The organism is Altererythrobacter sp. CAU 1644 (assembly GCF_029623755.1).
In the GTDB taxonomy this organism is placed as follows: Bacteria; Pseudomonadota; Alphaproteobacteria; order Sphingomonadales; family Sphingomonadaceae; genus Erythrobacter; species Erythrobacter arenosus.
Genome location: NZ_CP121106.1, coordinates 2,910,481 through 2,931,137, shown reverse-complemented (window position 1 = coordinate 2,931,137; position 20,657 = coordinate 2,910,481). Strand labels below are relative to the sequence as shown.

The 20,657-nt window shown below is 62.8% G+C and carries 19 protein-coding genes; 13 read left to right on the top strand and 6 right to left on the bottom strand.

Annotated elements, in window-relative coordinates:
* Position 1: 1 nt before the first annotated feature.
* The gene (locus P7228_RS14565) at positions 2-334 is read right to left on the bottom strand and encodes a phosphopantetheine-binding protein (protein ID WP_278015953.1); all 333 of its coding nucleotides are present in this window, start codon (positions 332-334) and stop codon (positions 2-4) included.
* 36 nt (positions 335-370) lie between these two features.
* Positions 371-1,357, bottom strand: a complete 987-nt coding sequence (locus P7228_RS14560) for a GNAT family N-acetyltransferase (protein WP_278015952.1) — start codon at positions 1,355-1,357, stop codon at positions 371-373.
* 25 nt (positions 1,358-1,382) lie between these two features.
* On the opposite strand from P7228_RS14560, the gene P7228_RS14555 reads away from it, so the two are divergent.
* The 13 genes from P7228_RS14555 to P7228_RS14495 all read left to right on the top strand — a co-directional run bounded on the left by P7228_RS14555 (position 1,383) and on the right by P7228_RS14495 (position 17,496).
* The gene (locus tag P7228_RS14555) at positions 1,383-2,909 is read left to right on the top strand and encodes an acyl-CoA ligase (AMP-forming), exosortase A system-associated (protein WP_278015951.1); all 1,527 of its coding nucleotides are present in this window, start codon (positions 1,383-1,385) and stop codon (positions 2,907-2,909) included.
* Positions 2,906-4,132: a pyridoxal-dependent decarboxylase, exosortase A system-associated gene (locus P7228_RS14550; RefSeq protein ID WP_278015950.1), complete on the top strand. Its 1,227-nt coding sequence runs from the start codon at positions 2,906-2,908 to the stop codon at positions 4,130-4,132. Before P7228_RS14555 ends, P7228_RS14550 begins: the two co-directional genes overlap by 4 nt.
* 170 nt (positions 4,133-4,302) lie before the next feature.
* The gene (locus tag P7228_RS14545; protein ID WP_278015949.1) at positions 4,303-4,947 is read left to right on the top strand and encodes an XrtA/PEP-CTERM system exopolysaccharide export protein; all 645 of its coding nucleotides are present in this window, start codon (positions 4,303-4,305) and stop codon (positions 4,945-4,947) included.
* 16 nt (positions 4,948-4,963) lie between these two features.
* The gene (locus P7228_RS14540) at positions 4,964-6,487 is read left to right on the top strand and encodes an XrtA system polysaccharide chain length determinant (RefSeq protein WP_278015948.1); all 1,524 of its coding nucleotides are present in this window, start codon (positions 4,964-4,966) and stop codon (positions 6,485-6,487) included.
* Positions 6,488-6,497: 10 nt separating this feature from the next.
* Positions 6,498-7,469, top strand: a complete 972-nt coding sequence (locus P7228_RS14535; RefSeq protein ID WP_278015947.1) for a P-loop NTPase — start codon at positions 6,498-6,500, stop codon at positions 7,467-7,469.
* Position 7,470: 1 nt separating this feature from the next.
* A complete protein-coding gene (locus P7228_RS14530; RefSeq protein WP_278015946.1) occupies positions 7,471-9,105 on the top strand; it encodes a preprotein translocase subunit YajC in 1,635 nt (544 codons plus the stop codon).
* 13 nt (positions 9,106-9,118) lie between these two features.
* A complete protein-coding gene (locus tag P7228_RS14525) occupies positions 9,119-10,252 on the top strand; it encodes an XrtA/PEP-CTERM system-associated ATPase (protein WP_278015945.1) in 1,134 nt (377 codons plus the stop codon).
* Positions 10,252-11,157, top strand: a complete 906-nt coding sequence (locus tag P7228_RS14520; protein WP_430732481.1) for an XrtA system polysaccharide deacetylase — start codon at positions 10,252-10,254, stop codon at positions 11,155-11,157. The genes P7228_RS14525 and P7228_RS14520 overlap by 1 nt, the downstream gene beginning before the upstream one ends.
* Positions 11,154-12,218, top strand: a complete 1,065-nt coding sequence (locus P7228_RS14515; protein WP_430732480.1) for a FemAB family XrtA/PEP-CTERM system-associated protein — start codon at positions 11,154-11,156, stop codon at positions 12,216-12,218. The genes P7228_RS14520 and P7228_RS14515 overlap by 4 nt, the downstream gene beginning before the upstream one ends.
* A complete protein-coding gene (locus P7228_RS14510) occupies positions 12,218-13,441 on the top strand; it encodes a TIGR03087 family PEP-CTERM/XrtA system glycosyltransferase (protein ID WP_278015944.1) in 1,224 nt (407 codons plus the stop codon). The genes P7228_RS14515 and P7228_RS14510 overlap by 1 nt, the downstream gene beginning before the upstream one ends.
* Positions 13,431-14,459: an exosortase A gene (gene xrtA / locus P7228_RS14505; protein WP_278015943.1), complete on the top strand. Its 1,029-nt coding sequence runs from the start codon at positions 13,431-13,433 to the stop codon at positions 14,457-14,459. The genes P7228_RS14510 and xrtA overlap by 11 nt, the downstream gene beginning before the upstream one ends.
* 12 nt (positions 14,460-14,471) lie before the next feature.
* Complete coding sequence (locus P7228_RS14500; RefSeq protein WP_278015942.1) at positions 14,472-16,370, top strand: XrtA/PEP-CTERM system amidotransferase; 1,899 nt, start codon at positions 14,472-14,474, stop codon at positions 16,368-16,370.
* Between the two features lie 232 nt (positions 16,371-16,602).
* Positions 16,603-17,496: a crotonase/enoyl-CoA hydratase family protein gene (locus P7228_RS14495; protein ID WP_278015941.1), complete on the top strand. Its 894-nt coding sequence runs from the start codon at positions 16,603-16,605 to the stop codon at positions 17,494-17,496.
* 9 nt (positions 17,497-17,505) lie between these two features.
* Here P7228_RS14495 and P7228_RS14490 read toward each other — a convergent pair whose 3' ends face one another.
* From P7228_RS14490 to P7228_RS14475, 4 genes are all read right to left on the bottom strand, one after another.
* Positions 17,506-18,204, bottom strand: a complete 699-nt coding sequence (locus P7228_RS14490; RefSeq protein WP_278015940.1) for a pirin family protein — start codon at positions 18,202-18,204, stop codon at positions 17,506-17,508.
* A 71-nt stretch (positions 18,205-18,275) separates the two neighbouring features.
* The gene (gene zapE, locus P7228_RS14485) at positions 18,276-19,391 is read right to left on the bottom strand and encodes a cell division protein ZapE (protein ID WP_278015939.1); all 1,116 of its coding nucleotides are present in this window, start codon (positions 19,389-19,391) and stop codon (positions 18,276-18,278) included.
* Positions 19,388-19,843 carry a PaaI family thioesterase gene (locus P7228_RS14480; RefSeq protein WP_278015938.1) on the bottom strand — a complete coding sequence of 152 codons (456 nt, stop codon included), beginning with the start codon at positions 19,841-19,843 and terminating at the stop codon, positions 19,388-19,390. The genes zapE and P7228_RS14480 overlap by 4 nt, the downstream gene beginning before the upstream one ends.
* 4 nt (positions 19,844-19,847) lie before the next feature.
* Complete coding sequence (locus P7228_RS14475; protein ID WP_278015937.1) at positions 19,848-20,630, bottom strand: succinate dehydrogenase iron-sulfur subunit; 783 nt, start codon at positions 20,628-20,630, stop codon at positions 19,848-19,850.
* Positions 20,631-20,657 lie beyond the last annotated feature (27 nt).

Below are 20,657 nucleotides of genomic sequence, written 5' to 3'. Positions count from 1 at the left end.
TCTAGCCCTCGACAGCCTTGGCCTCGGCGAAGGCCAGCAGTCCGCCGTAGGTTTCCAGCATTTCACCGTCGACATCGTCGTCGTCGATGATGATGTCGAGCCGGTCTTCCATTTCGGTCAGGAGTCCCGCGACCGCCATCGAGTCGAGCTCAGGCAAATGTCCGAAGAGGCCAGTATCGGCGTTGAAACCGGCCACGTCGTTTGCATCGAGGCCGAGCACGTCGCACAGGATTGCCTTGAGTTCGCGGTCGATCGCAATGCGGCTCGGGCCGAGTGCGGATGCATCGAGCGCGGATTCAGTGCTGTCGTGGCTGGATTCGGGCTCGGTGGCCATATCAGTTCCATTCCCCTGCAAAACCGGGCGCTCGCCTTAACCCTGACCGATAAGCTTCGCAAGGCGACCCGCTGCCTGCTTTGCGAGAGCAGGCCAGGCGGAAGGCTGGCGCGGATCGAGGCAATCGATGCGATAGCGTGCCCGCACGCTCTCCATCCAGTCTGCCTTGTAAGGATCATTGCCAGTGCCAAAGTCGATCAGATCGACCTCGTCCCGGTCGATGACGTGCTCGAAAAGAGCGGCGCTGAGCACCGTTCCGGCGGAGAGTTGCTTCATCCCCTCCAGATGCGCGAGCTTGTGAATGTAGGCAGTGCCATTCTCTACCGTCCAGAACTGCGCGGCGACGGGTTGGCCGTCATGTCGCGCAATCCCGAGGCGCATGCGGCCTGCCGCAGCCTCTTCCTCGGCGAAGCGGCGGAGCAGGGCGGGGTCGCCTTCTTCCGGCTTCCAGCTCTGGTTGTAGATTTCCTCGTAGGATCGCCATGCATCGCTATCAAATATAGTCAGAACTTCGGTATCAACGCGCTTGGCCTTGCGCTTGAGCGTGGTGCGCATCTTGCCCGGGCGCGACGCCCAATATTCTTCGAAACTGCGCCCCTTCACATCGAGAACGTGATTGTGATCGCATTGTTCGAGCGCGACCTGCCAGCCTGCGCCGCGAAATGCGTCGGCCAACCTCCGGGCCGAGCCGTCTTCATCGGGGATCGGCCATAGCGTCACGCGATGGGCGCGGCTGCGGAGCTGGTGCGCGATTTCCTTCAACAGGCGGTCGCCATGCGGGCCATCGGGAGCAAGCTGGCGCCAGGTGAAGCTGTACCAGTTGCGCAGGGGTTCGATCCTGCCATTGGCGTGGGTCAATGCGAGTGCGGCGTGATTCTCGGCATCGCTGGCCAGCACCACCAGCGGCTCGAGCCCTGTATCGGCCAACAGGGCGAACCATTCGGACCGTTCAAAAGGCGATGGCGCCGGCTGACACAGGCCATGCAAGACGTTAACCGTGTCGTGGTAACTCGTCGCCGTCACTCGTCTATTCCCCGGACCATTTTCAATGCCCAGCGCTCTCGATCCAAGACCCCAACCGCTCGACCACTTGGCCGAATGCGGCACGGATAAAGATCCGGCGCTGGTGCTGCGCGAGACGACGCTTAACCATAAGGAGTTAAGACAGCGTGTCGCCCGGATGGCGAGTTGGCTGCGACAGCATGTGCCCACGAAGGGCGCGCGGGTCGCGACCTGGGCGGCCAAGGGCGAACTCACCTGCATCATGCCACTGGCTGCGGCGCGAGCGGGGCTGGTCCATGTGCCGATCAATCCGCTGCTTAAACACGCGCAGGTGGCCCACATCCTTGCGGACAGCGGTGCGGAGCTGCTGATCGGGACCAAGGCGCGTCTGGCCTCGCTGGAGGAGGGCGACGTGCCTGTCGATTGCCGGGCGATCGAAGAGAACGAGGCGCTAGAAGCGGTCGGCGATCATCACGGGCACCTCGATCCCTCGGATGCCGATCCCGACGAATTGACCGCAATCCTCTACACCAGCGGATCCACCGGTCGCCCCAAGGGGGTGATGCTCAGCCATGCCAATCTGTGGCTCGGGGCTGTAAGCGTGGCGCATTACCTGGGCATGGCGCGTGACGATGTGACTCTGGCCGTGCTGCCGCTGTCCTTCGACTACGGCCAGAACCAGTTGCTTTCGACCTGGTTCGCGGGTGGCTGCGTCGCACCGCTCGATTACCTGTTTCCCAAGGATGTGATGAAGGCCTGCGCAAGGCATGGGGTAACGACACTGGCTGCTGTCCCGCCGTTGTGGGTACAGCTTACGGAACTGGAATGGAACGACGACGCCACGGCATCGATGCGGCGCCTGACCAATAGCGGAGGCGCGTTGACGACCGACCTGGTGCGCGATCTGCGCGGGATTTTCCCCGCAGCAGACCTCTATCCCATGTACGGCCTGACGGAAGCGTTTCGTTCCACATTCCTTGACCCTGATTTGGTAGATTCACACCCAACGTCAATGGGTAAGGCGATACCTTTCGCAGAGATTCTGGTGATCGACGACACCGGGGATCTCGCCGCGCCCGGCGAGGAAGGCGAATTGGTCCATTGCGGTCCGCTCGTCGCCCAGGGTTATTGGCAAGATGCGGAGCGAACGGCCGAGCGGTTCAAGCCCGCGCCGCAATCCAGCACCTTTGGCGGGACAGCCGTATGGTCGGGCGACCGGGTCAAGCGCGACGAGGACGGCCTGCTCTATTTCGTCGGGCGGCGCGATGCCATGATCAAGAGCTCCGGCAACCGGATCAGCCCGCAGGAAGTCGAAGAGGCCGCGCTTGCCACCGGACTGGTGGCGGAAGCCGTGGCGCTCGGCATTGCCGATGACCGCCTGGGGCAAGCAGTGCACCTCGTGGTCAGGGCTGAGCCAGGCACTGACGATGGCGAAACACTGCTTCCCAAGCTGCTGGCGAGGGAATTGCCCAATTTCATGCAGCCACAAGTAATCCATTGGCGCGAGGCCATGCCGCTCAACCCCAACGGGAAGATCGATCGGACCGCACTGACAAGGGAGCTCTCCGAATGAAGCCGCTTGGCCCCATTCCTGCCGGATATGAAGCGATCGATGGCGAACTGGCAGTCGGAGGCCAGACGGTCGGTGCGCTGGTAGAACGGGCCGGTACCACGCCGCTGTTCGTCTATTCGAAAGAGCACCTCGACCGGCGCGTGGCCGAACTGCGGCAGGCGATGCCGCCGCGGCTTGGTATCAATTATGCCGTGAAGGCGAACCCATTTGGCCCGGTGCTCGAGCACATGGCGGGGCTCGTGGATGGCTTCGACATCGCCTCGGCAGGCGAGTTGGCGCTGGTCGAGGCCGCGGGGATCGATCCGGCACGGGTCAGCTTTGCCGGACCGGGCAAGCGCGACAGCGAACTCGAAGCCGCCATTGCAGCTGGCGTGACACTCAATTGCGAAAGCGAGGGGGAGGCCCGGCGCGCGCTGTCGACTGCGGAACGGCTGGGAAAGGCGCCGCGCATGGCCATTCGCGTCAATCCTGAGTTCGAGCTCAAGGGATCGGGAATGAAGATGGGCGGCGGGGCGAAGCCCTTCGGCCTCGATGCCGAGCGTGTCTCCGCCCTAGCACGCGAGGTGATCGCCGCCGGCGCCGAGTTCCGTGGCTTGCATATCTTTACCGGGAGCCAGGCGCTCAGCGCAGAAGCCCTGATAGAAACACAGGGTAATGTTCTGGATTTAGCCGGAAAACTTGCGGACGAGATTGGAGTTCCTCTGCCCAAGCTCAACATGGGCGGGGGTTTCGGTATCCCCTATTTCCACGGCGATGAACCGATTGAGATTCAATCGATCGGCACTGCGCTGGCAGAGCGATTTGCGAACCTGCCGCCCTGCCTGCTTGATACCCAGTTCTGTATCGAGCTTGGCCGGTACCTCGTCGGTGAGGCGGGCGTTTACCTGACGCGGATCGTCGATCGCAAGGAAAGCCACGGCGTCACCTACCTGATCACCGATGGCGGCCTTCACCACCAGCTCGCCGCCTCGGGCAATTTCGGGACGGTCGTGCGCCGGAATTACCCGGTAGCGATAGCTTCCCGGTTTACAGCGGTGCCAGATGAGGAGGTCAACGTGGTGGGCTGCCTCTGTACGCCGCTCGATCGGTTAGCCGATGCCGCTAACCTGCCGCGCGCCGAAGTAGGGGACCTGGTCGCCGTGTTCTGCGCCGGGGCCTATGGCGCAAGCGCCTCCCCCAGCGCGTTCCTAGGCCAGGGACCGGCCGCCGAAATCCTCGTTTAGGATTGCCCGGAACGATGTCCCGCATCGGGAATGAGGTGCAGAGTTTACGTCATCACTAACGCATTATTCACCCTTTTGAGCGAGGAAGACTGCCTGTTCCGCGGGTTAAGGACTGGCAGGTAGCTCCTGTCGCGCAATCCTTGCCCGCTGCCATGGCAAGGATGATATCGATGCGAAATCCCAAGAACCTGTCGCTGCATGCAAGCTTCGCGCTCGCTGTCCTGGCGCTCGGCGGTTGTACCGCGGGTTCGGACAAGGAACTCCCGGCGGCCTCGTTTGTCGCGCTGCAGGAAGGCCCGGGCGAGGAATATGTGATCGGCCCGCTCGACGAGCTGACCATCCACGTTTGGCGCAATCCGGAGCTCAGCGCGGAAAAGATCCAGGTGCGGCCCGACGGGCGCATCACCATTCCGCTGGTGCGTGACATGCCTGCGGTCGGCAAGACGCCGACCATGCTGCAGGAAGATATCCGCCTGCAATTGTCGCAGTACATCGAAGAGCCGATCGTCTCGGTCATCGTCAACGAATTTGCCGGCACCTTCAGCCAGCAGGTCCGCATCGTCGGCTCGACCGAAAAGCCCGCTTCGCTGCCTTACCGCGCCAACATGACCGTGCTCGATGCCATGATCGCGGTCGGCGGGCTGGGCGAGTTTGCTGCCGGCAACAAGGCCAAGCTGATCCGGTTCGACAAGCAAAGCGGCAAGCAGCAGGAATACGGCCTGCGCCTGACCGACCTGCTCAAGCGCGGCGACAGCAAGGCCAACGTCATGCTGCGTCCGGGCGACGTGATCATCATTCCGGAAAGCACGTTCTGAGGAGCTGGGCGGGGGCATGAACGACCTCTTCGAAGAACTGCGCTCTGCGCTTTACTCGGTGTGGCACCGCCGCTGGCTGGCGCTCGCCGTCGCCTGGGGCGTCTGCCTGCTGGGCTGGCTGGTGGTCGCACTGATCCCCAACAGCTATGAGGCCAAGGCACGCATCTACGTCGACCTCGACGACGTCTTGAGCGAACAGATCGGCATCCCCGGCGACGGGAAGCAGGAGATCGCCCGCGTACGCAAGACGCTGACCAGCTCGGTCAACCTCGAGAAGGTCATTCGCGGCACCAGCCTGGGCGAGGGGATCGTGGATCGCCGCCAGATGGACGCTGCGATCGAAGACCTGTCGAAGCGCGTTGCCGTCACCAGCCACGAGGAAAACCTGTTCGAGCTTACCGCCACCAGCAAGGAAGGCGATCGCTCGGATGCGGCCAATGCCGTCCTGGCGCGCGATATCGTCCAGAAGCTGATCGACATCTTTCGCGAGGAGAACATCGCCGGCAACCGCAACGAGGTCGCCGGGACGATGGTCTTCCTCGACCAGCAGCTCGACGAGCGCAAGCGCGAGCTGGAGGCTGCCGAGCAACGCCGCCTGGCGTTCGAGGCGCAATATCCTGAGCTCATTGGGGGCTCTTCGGCTCTCGCGACGAAAATCCAGCAGGCGCGCACGGAACTGCGCGGGATCGAAGGCGATTATGCCGCCGCCCAGAGTGCGCTCGCAGCGATCAACGGGCAGATTGCCGGGACGCCGCGTACCATAATCGGTGCCGGCGATGCCGGGGGCGCGAGAGGCGCTCTGATGCAGGCCCAGTCGCAGATCGCCCAGCTTCGCGGTCGCGGTCTGACCGACGAACACCCCGATATCGTTTCGACCAAGAAACAGATCGAGCTTCTCCGCCGCCAGGTCGCGGCAGAAGGTCCGGACGCGCAAGGCGGCCAGCCAAACCCGGCCTATACCTCGCTGATCTCGATCCGCGCGGAGCGCCAGGCCAATCTCGAGGCGCTGCAGTCGCGTCGCGCTGCGATCCAGTCGGATGTCGCTGCACTGATGGCGAGCCAGGCCACCGAGCCCGAAGTGGCCGCTGAAGCGAACCGGATCAGCCGTGATTACCAGGTGCTCAAAGACAAGTACGACGAACTGCTCAAGGATCGCGAAGAGATCCGCCTGCGCGGCCAGGTCGAGAACGAGCGCTCCTCGCTCAAGTTCGACATTGTCGATCCGCCGGTCGTGCCGCGCAAGCCCGCGGCCCCGAACCGTCCGCTGCTGCTGCTGGGCGTGCTCTTCGTCGGCATCGCGGCCGGCGTGGGCGCCGCGTTCGGCATGAGCCACCTGCGCTCGACTTTCAGCACGGCGACCAAGCTCGAGAAAGCCATGAACCTGCCGGTCGTGGGAGCAATCTCGCTGACGGTCAAGGAAAGCGCACGCGCGCTTCAGGCGAAGCGACTGAAACAATTTGTCGGGGCGACGGCGGCGCTCGGCGGGGTCCTGGTGATCCTGCTGGCGATCGAGTTCGTCCAGGTCGGCAGCGTGGTGTGAGTGGGGCAAGATGACCGAACACAGCAAAATCACCACTGACAAGGCACGGCCCATCGCCGAGGGCGGTTCGCTGCTGGAACGGGCCAGCGGCTCCTTCGGGCTGGACGCGCTCAAGCCGATCTCGCCACCGCGCGATCTCCCGGCGCCGGCGGCACGTGCGCCGCAGGCTCGCTCTGTTGCGACGAAGGTTGCTTCGAACCCGACCCGCTCACCTGCTGTTCCGCCGGCGACGCGGGCGTCGAAGGTGACATTTTCCGGTCCGCGACAGGCCGTCGACAGGGACCTGCTGCGCGAGAACGGGATTATTGATTCCAGCGGCGGCGTTACCGAGCTGCTGGAGGAATTTCGTATTGTTCGCCGCGAGTTGCTGGGCGATGCTCGAGAGAATGGCTCGGCTGAAGGCCGGCGTATTCTCGTCTGCTCTCCCCACCCGGGAGAGGGCAAGACCTATTGCGCCACCAACCTTGCCATCGCCATGGCGGCCGAGCGTGGCATCGAGGTTCTGCTGATCGACGCCGATTTTGCCAAGCCTTCGATCCCCGGTCTTTTGGGCATCAGCCCAGGCAAGGGGTTGATGGATTGCCTCGCGGACCCGTCGCTGGCGCCGGAGAGCCTGGTGATCGCCACCGATATCGAGGGATTGTTCGTCCTTCCGGCCGGCAATCGTACGACCCGCGATACCGAGTATCTGGGCAGCGCCCGCACCCGCGACGTGCTCGACAGGCTGACAGCCGACGCGCCCGATCGGATCGTGATCTTCGACACACCACCTGCGCTGGCGGCCTCGCCGGCCGCCGAACTTGCCAAGCATGTCGGCCAGTCGCTCCTCATCGTGCGGGCCGACGTAACCGGCCAGAGCGCGCTGGAGGACGCCTACCAGCTGCTTTCGGCATGTCCTGACATCAAACTGCTGCTCAACGGAACGCATTACAGCCCGTCGGGTCGCAGCTTCGGATCATACGCGGGATACGGGAGCGAATGACATGCGCCTGCTGAACCTTTCGGCCCTGGCCCTGCTTGCGACCGCGACCCTGGCCACCGCCGTTCCGGCGGCAGCGCAGGAAGCGCAGCCTGCGCAGGCGACGCGAGCCGTCGCCGTCCAGCCCTATATCGAGGTCTCGCAGATCGTCCTGGCCGAGCTTTCGCCGGGCGACGATGTGCTGACCTACACCCAGCTGGCCGCTGGCATCGACGCGACCGTGACCGGGCGCAACAACGGCGGTTCGATCTCGCTGCGCTACGAGCGCAACATCAGCTGGAATGGCGATGACGTCGACAGCGACACGATCAGCGGCATCGCGCGGGGCTATGCCTCGATCGTTCCGCAGACCGTCACCTTCGAGGTTGGCGCGCTTGCCAGCCGCACGCAGGTCGACGGGGGCGGCGGAAGCTCGTTCATTCCGCTGGTAAGTGAGGATTCCGAAAGCCGGATTTACTCGGTCTACGCGGGCCCCAATGTCCACACACGCGTGGGCGATGTTCATGTCAATGCGTTGGGCCGCGTAGGCTACACTCGCTTCGAAGCGCCCGATGCGCTTCCGGTGATCGGCAGCGAGCCGCTCGATGTGTTCGACGAAAGCGTGACTTATCGCGGCGAAGTGCACCTTGCGATCAAGCCGGGCGAACCGCTTCCGGTCGGCCTCGGAGTCGGGGGAGGCTACTTCCAGGAAGATGTGTCCAATCTCGACCAGCGCGTCCGCGATGCGCATGTTCGTGCTGACGTCACGGTGCCGGTAACGCCGACGCTCGCCGTCGTGGCGGGCATTGGCTACGAGGATGTCGAGATATCGAGCCGCGACGCGGTGCGTGACGTCAACGGCTTTCCCATCATTGGCTCGAATGGACGGTTTGTGACCGACAAGAGCCAACCACGCCAGATTGCCTACGAAGTTGACGGCCTGATCTGGGATGTGGGCGTGCTGTGGCGCCCCAGCCGCCGTACTTCGCTCGAGGCTCATGTTGGAAAGCGCTATGATTCAACAACCTATTATGGTTCTTTCGCATGGCGTCCGAACAGTTACAGCCAACTCAATATCTCCGCTTATGATGGGGTGAGTGGCTTCGGCGGCGTGCTCACGAGTTCGCTGGCCGCACTGCCGACCGAATTCGAGGCGGTCCGTAACTCGCTTACAGGCGATTTCAACGGCTGCGTGACTGGCCAGGAACAGTCCGGCTGTGTCGGCGGGATCTTCGGATCGGTTCGCTCGGCGGTATTCCGCGGCCGCGGTGTGCAGGCGAGCTACAGCCGCCAGCTGGGCCGCTATACTGCATCGGTCGGGGCCGGCTACGATCGCCGCAAGTTTATCGCGGCTTCGGGCACCGTTCTTGCCGCTGCAAACGGGGTTTCCGACGAAAGCTACTACATTGCCAGCTCGCTCAGCGGCCAGCTCGGCCCCAATGCGGGTTTCACCGTCGGCAGTTATATCAACTGGTTCGAAAGCGGGTTCGCAAATGGCGGCGACCTGGTCGGCATGGGGTCTTACGCCTCGTACAACCGTTCGATCACACCGAAACTCACGGCCCGCGCCGCGATCGCCTTCGACTATCTCGATTCAGACCTTTCCGCCGAGGACCTGGCCGCCGCAAGCGCGCTGCTGGGCCTGCGTTACGCATTCTAAGAGGCACGTCACGATGTACGAGCATTTTTACGGTTTGAGCGGACGCCCCTTCCAGCTGACGCCCGATCCCGATTTCTATTTCGAGAGCGCCAGCCACAAGAAGGCAATGTCCTATCTCGGCTATGGCCTCGCGCAGGGCGAAGGCTTCATCGTCATCACCGGCGAGATCGGCGCAGGCAAGTCGACCCTCGTCGCGCACCTCATGCAGTGCATCGATCCGGCGCAACTGACGATCGGCAAGATCGTCACCAGCGCGCTTGACGGCGACGAGCTGATCCATGTGGTCGCACAGAGCTTCGGCCTGGCGGTCGAGGGCCATGACAAGGCGGGCGCGTTGGGAGCGATCGAGCATTTCCTCGGCGAAGAAGCGCGCGCAGGCCGCCGTTGCCTGCTGATTGTCGACGAAGGCCAGAACCTCGATATCGAGGCGCTCGAAGAACTGCGCATGCTCTCGAACTTCCAGCTTGGCTCACACCCGCTGCTGCAGACACTGCTGCTCGGTCAGCCCGAGTTTCGCGCGCTGGTTGCGAACCATCCGGAACTGGAGCAATTGCGCCAGCGGATCATCGCCTCGCACCACCTGAGCGCGCTCAAGCCGGACGAACTCCAGGATTACGTCGAGCACCGCATGCAGCAGGTCGGCTGGGATGGAAATCCCGCGCTTGGTGCCGAGCTTTTCGCAGCGCTGTACCGCGCCACTGATGGCATTCCGCGGCGCGTCAACCAGGTGATGAACCGCATGCTGCTGCTCGGTGCGATCGAGGAACGGGCGGAATTCTCGCCCGAAATGATCGAGGCAGTCGTGGCCGAAATGGCTGGTGATACGCAGGGCGGGGCTGAGCGCGCCCCGGTGCGCGTCGAGCCGACTCAAACTGCAGCGGTGGCGCCGCAAGCAGAGCTTAGCGCAGCCGACGACACAGCAATTGCCGAGATGCTGGCGGAGCGCGATGCGCGCATTGCCGAGCTCGAACAGGCGGTCACCAAGCTGCACCATGCGGCCGAACGACCGGGACGAGAGACCCCGGGCGCCGACATGGACCTTTCCGAGATCGAGCAACGGCTCGAGGAACAGGAGCATACCCTGCGCCATGTCCTGACAATGCTGATCGAATTCTTCGAGGATGCGAAGTCGCGCGAGGCTGCCTGATGATGGACATGAGCGGCCATCCCCAAGCCGCCCCGGCGCAGGCGCGTATCGTCAACGGACTGTCGGTCGACGTCGAGGATTGGTTCCAGGTGGGCGCCTTCGAAAAGGTAATCGCCCGGGAAGAATGGGATTCGATCAAGACCCGGGTCGAGAACAATATCGATCGCATCCTGGACCTGTTCGCGGAGGTTGATGCCAAGGCAACGTTCTTCTCGCTCGGCTGGGTAGCGAAGCGTCATCCGGCGATGATGCGCAAGATTGCCGACGCCGGGCACGAGATTGCCAGCCATGGCTACGACCATGCCCGCGTGTTCACTTTCGACCGCAAGCAGTTTGGCGAGGATATCGCACTTGCGCGCAAGATCCTCGAGGACACTTCGGGCAAGCGGGTGACCGGCTATCGCGCGCCGAGCTTCTCGATCGACAAGCGCACTCCCTGGGCCTTCATGGAGCTGGCCGAGCAGGGCTATGCCTATTCGTCGAGTGTCGCGCCGATCGCACATGACCATTACGGCTGGCCCGAAGCGCCGCGCTTCGCCTTTCGTCCACTGCCATGGTCCGAGCTGGTGGAAATTCCGGTGACCACGGCGATGTTCGGCGGAAAGCGCATGGCAGCAGGGGGCGGCGGATTTTTCCGCGTCCTGCCCTATGGCTTCTCACGCTGGGCGATCCGCCAGGTCAACAATCGTGACGAGCGTCCGGCGGTGTTCTACTTCCATCCGTGGGAGATCGATCCAGAACAGCCGCGCCTCAATCACGCGCCCATGCGATCGCGCCTGCGGCACTACACCAATCTCGACCGAATGGCGGACAAGCTGCGGGCGCTGGTCCGGGAATTCGCCTGGGGCCGGATGGATGTGATCGCGCATCGTGAGGCGCAGCGCGCAACGGAACTCGCGCCGTGAACATGCCGCTCAACCCTTCCGCCACGCGTTACGCGGTGGCCGATTTGCGTGCGCCCGGTGAGGCGGCGCGGATCGAAGGCTTCGTGCGCGATATGGAAGGGACGTTGTTTCACCGGCCGCTCTGGCTGGAAGCGGTTGAACGAGGAACGGGCCAGCGCGCGACGGGTATCGTCGCCGAGCGGATGGGCGCTGTCGTTGGCTGGCTGCCCTTGACCGAGATCCACTCGCCACTATTCGGGCGCGCGCTCGCTTCGAGCGGCTTTGCCGTTGGCGGGGGAACGCTGGCCGATAGCACTGCCGCTACCGAGGGACTGTGCCGCGCGGCAGAAGAACTGGCCGTGCGTGCCTCTTGCCCCAGCGTCGAAATTCGCGGCGGGGCGATCCCGTCCGACTGGGAGCGCTGGAACGACCGCCATGCCGGCTTCGAAGCCGATCTGGCCGATGACGACGAAGCCCAGCTCCTGTTCGTGCCGCGCAAGCAGCGTGCAGATATTCGCAAGAGTCTCGACAGCGACTTGACCGTCAGCGTCGGAACCAATGAACAGCAGCGCGCCGCGCATTACGCGATCTACGCTGAAAGCGTACGAAATCTCGGCACGCCCGTGTTCCCGCGTGGACTGTTCGACGCGATGCTCAATGCTTTTGATGACAGTGCCGATATCCTGACCGTGCTTCATGGCGATGAGCCAGTGGCGAGCGTGCTCAACTTCTACCATCGCGGAAGCGTGATGCCCTATTGGGGCGGAGGAGTGTATGCCGCGCGCGCGCTCAAGGCCAACGAGCGCATGTATTACGAGCTGATGCTCCACGCCCGGCGCAAAGGAATGAGCTGCTTCGATTTCGGGCGCTCCAAAACGGGAAGCGGGCCCTATCGATACAAGAAGAACTGGGGGTTCGAGCCGCAGCCGATGACCTATGGCGGGTGGAGCGCCGACCCGGCCAAAGCGCGGAATATCGATCCCACGGACGCGAGCTACTCAGCCAAGATCGAGCTCTGGAAGAAGCTACCCTTGCCGCTGGCGAACCGGATTGGGCCATTGATTGCCAAGGGTCTCGGCTAATGTCCGGCATCCTGTTCCTGGCGCACCGCATCCCGTTCCCGCCCGACCGCGGTGACAAGATTCGTGCACACCACATTCTCAAGCATCTGGCGAAGCTCGCACCGGTTCATGTCGGCTGCTTCGCCGAGACCGAGAAGGATTTTGCGGGCGAGGCCGAGCTGGCAAGATTGTCCGTGAGCCACTGCCTCGTCAAACGATCCAAGCCACTGGTGCTGGCGGGGGCGGAAGCCGTTCTTTCCGGCAAGCCAGTCAGCCTCACGGCCTTCTACAGCCCCAAGCTCGAACAATGGGTCAAACGCACGATCGCCGAACAGGCAATCGACACGATCTTCGTATTCTCGGGGCAGATGGGCCAGTATATTCCCGATGGCTTCGCAGGACGCGTCATCGTCGACCTTTGCGACGTCGATTCCGCCAAGTTCGAAGACTATGCCGCAGCGGGTGATCGGGTCTGGATCAACCGGCGCGAGGGTCGTCTGCTCGCTATCGAGGAAGAGCGGCTTGCCCAACGTTGCGACGCGACCGTGCTGATCAGCGACAACGAGGCCCAGCTCTTCCGCTCGCGGCTCTTGGCCCCGCACAGCGCTTCGATCCACGCCATCGGCAACGGCATCGACGCGGGGTTTTTCAATGCCGAGGCAGTTCTGCCCAATTGCGACATCAGCGAGCAGCCGGGCCCGCATTTCATCTTCACCGGCCAGATGGACTACCGCCCAAACGAACTTGCGGCGATTTGGTCGATCGAGCATTTCCTGCCTGCGATACGCGAGCGTTATCCGCCAGCGGAATTTCACGTGGTGGGTCGCAATCCAACCGACGCGCTGCTCAAGCATAAGGATGTTCCCGGTCTCACGGTATGGGGAGAGGTCGTCGACGTTCGTCCGTTCCTGGTCGCCGCAGATATGGCCATCATCCCGCTTACCATTGCCCGCGGCGTCCAGAACAAGGTCCTCGAGGCAATGTCGATGGAGCTTCCGGTTATGCTGACTGCCGAGGCCGCGACCGGAATTACCGCGACCGATGGCGAACACTGGCTGATAGAAGCAGCCGATCCAACCGCGATGGTTGCACGCTTCGATGCGCTTTGGGCTGAACAGAACGCGTTCAGGTCTATGGGCCGTGCCGCGCGCCATTTCGTGTTTGATCGCCATGCCTGGGATGCGGTGCTTGCACCGCTCGACAAGCTCGTCAGCGGGCCGGGGAGAGCGCGCCATGCAGCTTGAGCGCATTCCCCAGTTTTGGCGTGAACAAGGGCTCGCGGCGCATTTGCCTGAAAGCTGGAAGCTGCCGCTGGCCCGGCTGGCCTTCGTAACGCTTGCGGTGATCGGTGTCACTGCACGAGAATGGGGCGAAATGCTCCATCAGTGGTGGAACATCGATACCTACAACCACATCCTCTTCGTGCCGCTCATTGTCGGCTGGTTGGTCGCGTTGCGGCGCCCGGTGCTTTCGAAAATCGTCCCGACCATGTGGGCTCCAGGGCTCGTCCTGGTGATTGGGGGGCTGTCATTATGGCTGGTTGGCAGGACAACCGGCATCAACTTGCTCGCTCACGCTGGGGCGGTTGCCGCGCTGCCGGCAATCGCCGTGACGCTGCTTGGCGCGCGGGTCGGTACAGCGCTGCTTCTTCCCCTGGCCATGACGGGATTCCTTGTGCCCTTCGGCGATGAAATCATCCCGCCGCTGCAAATGATCACCGCCGACATAGCCATCGCGCTGACCCATTGGAGCGGTATTCCGGCGACCATCGACGGGATTCATATCGATACGCCGGTCGGGCTGTTCATTGTCGCCGAAGCGTGTTCAGGCGTGAAATTCCTTGTCGCGATGGTGACGCTCGGCGTGCTGGTATGTTTCACTGCTTTCGAAAGCTGGAAACGCCGAGCCATCTTCATGCTCGCGTGTATCGTCGTTCCGATCCTTGCCAACGGGATCCGGGCCTGGGGCACAATCTATATTGCGCAGAGCCAGGGCGTTGAATTCGCCGCTGGTTTTGACCACATTTTCTATGGCTGGATCTTCTTTGCGATCGTTGTGGCGATGGTGCTCGGCGGCGCATGGAGATATTTCGAGCGTGAACCGGAGGACGCAGGTCTTTCGCTGTCGGAAATCGAGAGCAACGTCATGATCGAACGTCTGTCTGCGCAGCAGCTCAATCCCGCCGCAGTCCTGGCAGGGCTTGCCGCAATTCTCGCAAGCTTCCTGATCGCTGCGATTTACGCCTCATCCCGGCTGCTGTAGGCCCCATCGACAATGTGCGGGATCGCCGGGATATTTCACGCCGAGACACCTAAGCCGGTCGATCCGCGACGGGTCGAACGGATGTGCGATGCCTTGGTCCATCGCGGCCCCGACGGTGCAGGCGTTTGGACGGGGCAGGGGATAGGGCTCGGCCACCGGCGCCTCTCGATCATCGATCTCGCAGGTTCTCCGCAGCCGATGCACTCGGTCGACGATCGGGCGGTGATCGTCTTCAATGGCGAGATCTACAACTATCGTGAATTGCGCCGCGAACTTGAAAAGGGCGGGGTCGAGTTCAACACTCACGGCGATACGGAGGTCATACTCGCTGCCTGGCAAAGGTGGGGAACCGATTGCCTGCGGCATCTGGATGGCATGTTCGCCTTCGCGATCTGGGATAAGCCGAAGCGGCAGTTATTCCTCGCTCGCGATCGATTGGGCGTGAAGCCGCTGTTCCTTGCTCCGCTGAGCGACGGCAGCCTGGCCTTCGCCTCAGAACTCAAGGGTCTGCTCGCCCACCCGCTGTTCAAGCGGCGGCTCGATCCGCTCGCAATCGACGATTATCTCGCGTGGGGCTACGTGCCAGACTCGCGCTCGATCCTGCGCGATGTCGAGAAACTGCCGGCCGGGCACTACCTGTTGCTTGAGCAGGGTAAGCCGCATCCAAAGCCGCAAATGTGGTGGGACGTGAGCTTCGCCGAACGTCGCAAGGGTGCCGAAGCCGACCTGTCCGCCGAGCTCGTTCACTTGCTCCGCGAGGCGGTGCAGAGCCGCATGGTGGCTGACGTGCCGCTGGGCGCCTTCCTGTCGGGCGGGGTCGATTCCTCGAGCGTGGTCGCCTTGATGGCGGAAGCGAGCCGCGAGCCGGTCCGCACCTGCTCGATTGGTTTCGACGTCGAGGCGCTGGACGAAACTTCATACGCTCAGCAAATCGCCGAGAAGTTCAACACCGACCATCGTAGCCGGACCGTCGGGCAAGACGATTTTTCGGAGATCGATCGCCTAGCAGCGATGTTCGACGAGCCCTTCGCAGACGCGTCGGCTTTGCCGACATGGCGAGTGTGCCAGCTGGCGCGCGAGAATGTGACTGTGGCGTTGTCGGGCGACGGAGCCGACGAGGCGTTTGCCGGCTATCGCCGCCAGGTCTTCCATCGCCACGAGGAGCGTGCGCGTTCGATCTTGCCACAGTCGCTGCGCGGACCGCTGTTCGGGACGCTGGGCAACATCTGGCCGAAGGCCGATTGGGCGCCGCAGCCGCTGCGTGCCAAGACGACCCTACTGTCGCTCGCCAGCGACGGGAACGAGGGATATGCGCGGGGCCTGTCGGTACTCAACCGGGAGCAGCGCCATTCGATTTACGGCGCAAATGCGAAGAATGCTCTCGGAGGGTATCGGGCGGAAAGCGCGCTCGTCAGCATGATGCAGGCGGCGCCTGCGCGGAGTGGCCTCGACCGCGCGCAATATGCCGACCTGAAGTTTTGGCTGCCCGGAGATATTCTCACCAAGGTCGACCGGACCAGCATGGCGGTGAGCCTCGAAGCGCGCGAACCCCTGCTCGATCATCGCCTGATCGAGTTCGCTGCCACCTTGCCCGACAATATGCGGGTGCGGGGCAAACAGGGGAAATTCCTGCTCAAGAAGAGCATGGAGCGGTATCTGCCGTCGGACATTCTCTATCGGTCGAAGCAAGGCTTCGTGACGCCGATCGCGGCCTGGTTCCGCGGCCCACTGTCAGGGGCTGCGCGTGGGATCGCTCGCAGTACCGCCCTTGGTCAGATCGATTGGTTCGACAGCGGCGCCCTGGCGGATCTGGCCGAAGCACATATCGCAGGGCGCTCAGACAACTCGCGGCTCTTGTGGCAATTGCTGATGCTCGAAAAGTCGCTTGAGAGGCTGCAACTCGCCGGCTGAACGGTGTGGCTGAAGGGTCACAAACGGCGGTTCCGCGGACGACTTATTTCGGCAAGACAAAGGGTTTGGCTAATTTTGTGTTTGCCAAGCGAGTCCATACTCGCTTAAGATTCCACAAAATCAGCGGATGGCCTCATGGGAATAGCTGCTCCATCCGTAATAAAAATAACATTCTTGTCTGTTTTGACGGGGGCGCGACGGAATGGATAGCGGCGTTAGCAGAGCAATTCCTTTGGTTGATGAAGACGAGCTCTTCTCGGAAAGCGCTGTGCATGCGGCAATTCCGGATGAATTGTTCGATCTGGCGGAACTCGACGTCATGTATGACGACCGAACGAGTGCGCTGTGGACCTTCATGAACCCGACGGCGAGGCCGAGCTTTACGCCGTCCATGCTCAACGATTTCGAGGATTGGCAACGGTTGATCGGTTCGAGCTTCGGCCCGGACAAGGTGCCGCTGCGTTACCTGATCCTGGGGAGCCGAGCGCCCGACGTATTCTGCTTTGGCGGCGACCTGGACCTTTTCCAGCGGCTGATCCGTGAACGCAATCGCGATGCGCTGGTCGAATACGGCCATCGTTGCTGCGCGATCCTCGATCGCAACATTCGCACACTCGAGATCCCGATGCTGACCGTCGGGCTGGTGCAGGGCGCTGCACTGGGTGGCGGTTTCGAAGCGCTGCTTTCGTTCGACTACATCGTCGCCGAGCGCACGGCGACCTTCGGCCTGCCCGAAATCATGTTCGGCCTGTTCCCCGGCATGGGTGCGCACGCGCTGCTGTCACGCAAGCTCGGCAGCGCCATGGCCGACCGCATCATCGTTTCCAACGAGACCTACACCGCCGAACAGATGTACGAGCTCGGCATCGTCCATCACCTTGCGGAACCCGGCGACGGTGTGAGTGCGTGCCGCGAGTTCATCAAGAAGTCGGATCGGCGCCACGCCGGTCTCGTCGGTTCGCGCCGCGCCATGAAACACGCGTGGAAGCTCGAACTCGCCGAACTCAATCGGATCACCGAGATGTGGGCGGACACCGCGCTGGAACTGCGCGAGCAGGATCTGAAGGTGATGAACCGGCTCGTCGCAGCCCAGGCGCGATTGGCTGACCGAATGGCGGCGGCCTGACGCGCTCGTCTAGCGAGCGTCGACGAGCACCACTTCGCTGTCTTCCAGCGCTTCGACAATAATCTCGGCTTCGCCCGTCAGGGCGATCCCGTCACGCGCTTCGGCATCGTGGCCATTCACGCGAATCTTCCCGGTGGGGGCGACCAGATACTGGTGCCGTTCTTCCGAAGATCGCCACACGGCCTTTTGACCCGCCTTGAGCGTCGCCGCAGCCACCTTCGCGTCGGTACGGATAGCCAGCGCTTCGTCTGCTTCCGGCGTGCCGCTGGCCAGGATCTCGAACGCCCCCTCGCGGCTTGCCTTGGGAAACTGGCGTTGGCCCCAGCTGGGCTTCTCGCCCTGGCGATCGGGAATGATCCAGATCTGGAACAGCGTCGTTTCCTCGTCTTCGAGGTTGTATTCCGAATGCGTGATGCCCGTTCCGGCGCTCATCACCTGGACATCGCCGGCTGCGGTGCGGCCTTCATTGCCCAGGCTGTCGCGATGCGTGATCGCGCCGGTGCGAACGAAGGTGACGATTTCCATGTCGCGATGCGGATGGGGCGGGAAGCCGGTCTGGGCAGCGATCGTGTCGTCGTTCCAGACGCGGATCGAACCCCAGCCCATGCGTTGCGGGTCGTGATAGCTGGCAAAGCTGAAGTGGTGTCGCGCATCGAGCCAGCCATGATCTGCGGCGCCGAGCGAGGCGAAAGGACGGATATCGATCATTGGATATTCCACATCGGCGGGGTTGAAGTGGCCGCCGGAATGCCAATGAGATAGTGTCTCTTGTCGGGCTTTCAACCCTGCTCGCCATGACCCAGGGCCATGTAGTCGGCGCTCTGCATTTCTTTCAGCCGACTGACCGTGCGCTCGAATTCAAAACTGCCATCGCCCGATTGGTAGAGATTCTCGGGCTCGGCTTCGGCCGTCGCGAACAGTTTGACCTTCTGTTCGTAGAGCGCGTCGACCAGCTTGGTGAACCGGATCGCTTCATTGCGCATGTCAGGGCCCATCTGCGGGATGCCGACGACAATCACCGTGTGATAGGCGCGCGCGATCGCGAGGTAATCGGACGCGCCACGGTTCTCGCTGCACAATCGCTTGAAGCTAAACACCGCCACGCCCTTGAGGCTCTTGGGAACATGCAGTGTCCGCCCGCCGCCTAGGTCGAGTTCCGCACTTGGCACGTTGGCGGCATCCTCGGGCTTGAAATCGGTCAGGCGAAAGAACGCTTCGCGCACCTGCGCCGTCGCAGCATCGCCCAGCGGAGTGTGCCAGGTTGCTAGATCGCCCAATCGATCGAGCCGGTAGTCGACCGGCCCATCGAGCTCGAGCACGTCCAACTCGGCCTCGATCAGGTCGATGAAGGGCAGGAACAGCGAGCGATTGAGCCCGTCCTTGTACAAATCATGGGGAGGGCGGTTGCTGGTTGTTACAATTGTCACGCCTTCGTCGCCAATGAGCGCGGTGAACAGCCGGGCCATGATCGCGGCGTCGGCAGTGTTGGTGACGACCATCTCGTCGAAGGCGAGGCAGCGCACGTCCTGGGCCAGATCGCGGGCGACCTTGGCGATGGGATCACCGGGATCCTTCGCGCGCCACGCGCGCATCATGCGATCGACCTCCAGCATGAATTCGTGGAAATGGGTGCGTCGCTTCTCCGGGATGCCGAGGCTGTTGACGAACAGGTCCATCAGCATCGACTTGCCGCGACCAACGCCGCCCCACATGTAGACCCCGCGGGGCTGGTTCTGCTTGCGGGCGAAGAATTGCGAGAGCAGGCCGCCCGAAGTCTCCGCCTCCAGGTCTTTCTGCAGCGCGCTCAGGCGCTCCGCCGCCTTGCGCTGATCGGGGTCGGCCTTGAGCTCGCCACTGGCCACCAACCGCTCATAGCGCGCCAGCATGCCGCTCATCGCGGGGGAAACTTCCTGATGATGCCGCTGAACGCCGCGACGCAATCCTCGTCCTGCACCACGTCGCCGCGGACGAATACGAGCTTGCTAGTCTCGCGCTTGATCTCGGTCACGGCGTCGAGTGGGCGGTTGGGGTCGCCAGCGCCGATGAACTGGGTCGAAAGCTCGAGCGTGACCGAGGGTCCGGCATTGCCGCTGCCAATCACATGCATAGTGGTGAACAGCGAGATGTCGATCAGCGAGAGCGTGATCGCACCGTGGATAATGCCCTGTAGATTTTCATGCTTGCGCTCCGGAAACATGCGCAGGCGGCACTTATCGCCTTCCTTGCGCGTGATGAGCTTGCCCATCACCGCGCCGTTGAACAGCGTGTCGTCCTTCAGATTCCAATGGTGCCAGCCCGGATTTTCCGGATCGGGCCGGTGGTCGAAGACGTCTTCCTTCAGCGCCACGAGGCTAGATCGCCCGTTCGGCCATCATCTTCTTGGTTTCGGCAATCGCCTTGGCCGGCGAAAGCCCCTTGGGGCAGACATTCGCGCAGTTCATGATCGTGTGGCAACGATAGAGCCGGAAGGGGTCCTCGAGCTGGTCGAGGCGCTCGCCAGTCATCTCGTCGCGGCTGTCGGCCAGCCAGCGATAGGCCTGCAGCAGGATCGCCGGGCCGAGGAACTTGTCGCTGTTCCACCAATAGCTCGGGCAAGAGGTCGAGCAGCAGGCGCACAGGATGCACTCGTACAGGCCGTCGAGCTTCTCGCGCTGCTCGGGCGACTGCAACCGTTCCTTGCCACTGGGCGTCGGGCTGACGGTCTGCAGCCACGGACGGATCGAGGCGTATTGCGCGTAGAAATGGGTGAAGTCGGGCACCAGGTCCTTGATCACGTCCATATGCGGCAGCGGCGTGATGCGGATTTCGCCCTTCAGGTCCTCGATGGCGGTGGTGCAGGCGAGCCCGTTCTTGCCATTGAGGTTCATTGCGCAGGAGCCGCAGATACCCTCGCGGCAAGAGCGGCGGAAGGTGAGTGTCGGATCGACCTCGTTCTTGATCTTGATCAGCGCGTCGAGAACCATCGGCCCGCAATTGTCGAGATCGATCTCGAAAGTGTCGTAGCGCGGGTTCTCGCCGCTGTCTGGATCGTAGCGGTAGATCTTGAACTTCTGGATGCGATTGCCGCCTTCAGCCTTGTGCTCGCGGGACTTGCCCGTGATCTTCGAGTTCTTGGGAAGGGTGAAGGTGGCCATAACGCTCAGAATCCTGTTGCTTTGCGG

Bases quoted from the DNA above. Each gene is read 5' to 3' on its own strand.
- P7228_RS14565 (WP_278015953.1), bottom strand. From the start codon at position 334: ATGGCCACCGAGCCCGAATCCAGCCACGACAGCACTGAATCCGCGCTC.
- P7228_RS14555 (WP_278015951.1), top strand. From the start codon at position 1,383: ATGCCCAGCGCTCTCGATCCAAGACCCCAACCGCTCGACCACTTGGCC.
- P7228_RS14550 (WP_278015950.1), top strand. From the start codon at position 2,906: ATGAAGCCGCTTGGCCCCATTCCTGCCGGATATGAAGCGATCGATGGC.
- P7228_RS14545 (WP_278015949.1), top strand. From the start codon at position 4,303: ATGCGAAATCCCAAGAACCTGTCGCTGCATGCAAGCTTCGCGCTCGCT.
- P7228_RS14540 (WP_278015948.1), top strand. From the start codon at position 4,964: ATGAACGACCTCTTCGAAGAACTGCGCTCTGCGCTTTACTCGGTGTGG.
- P7228_RS14535 (WP_278015947.1), top strand. From the start codon at position 6,498: ATGACCGAACACAGCAAAATCACCACTGACAAGGCACGGCCCATCGCC.
- P7228_RS14530 (WP_278015946.1), top strand. From the start codon at position 7,471: ATGCGCCTGCTGAACCTTTCGGCCCTGGCCCTGCTTGCGACCGCGACC.
- P7228_RS14525 (WP_278015945.1), top strand. From the start codon at position 9,119: ATGTACGAGCATTTTTACGGTTTGAGCGGACGCCCCTTCCAGCTGACG.
- P7228_RS14520 (WP_430732481.1), top strand. From the start codon at position 10,252: ATGATGGACATGAGCGGCCATCCCCAAGCCGCCCCGGCGCAGGCGCGT.
- P7228_RS14510 (WP_278015944.1), top strand. From the start codon at position 12,218: ATGTCCGGCATCCTGTTCCTGGCGCACCGCATCCCGTTCCCGCCCGAC.
- xrtA (WP_278015943.1), top strand. From the start codon at position 13,431: ATGCAGCTTGAGCGCATTCCCCAGTTTTGGCGTGAACAAGGGCTCGCG.
- P7228_RS14500 (WP_278015942.1), top strand. From the start codon at position 14,472: ATGTGCGGGATCGCCGGGATATTTCACGCCGAGACACCTAAGCCGGTC.
- P7228_RS14490 (WP_278015940.1), bottom strand. From the start codon at position 18,204: ATGATCGATATCCGTCCTTTCGCCTCGCTCGGCGCCGCAGATCATGGC.
- zapE (WP_278015939.1), bottom strand. From the start codon at position 19,391: ATGAGCGGCATGCTGGCGCGCTATGAGCGGTTGGTGGCCAGTGGCGAG.
- P7228_RS14475 (WP_278015937.1), bottom strand. From the start codon at position 20,630: ATGGCCACCTTCACCCTTCCCAAGAACTCGAAGATCACGGGCAAGTCC.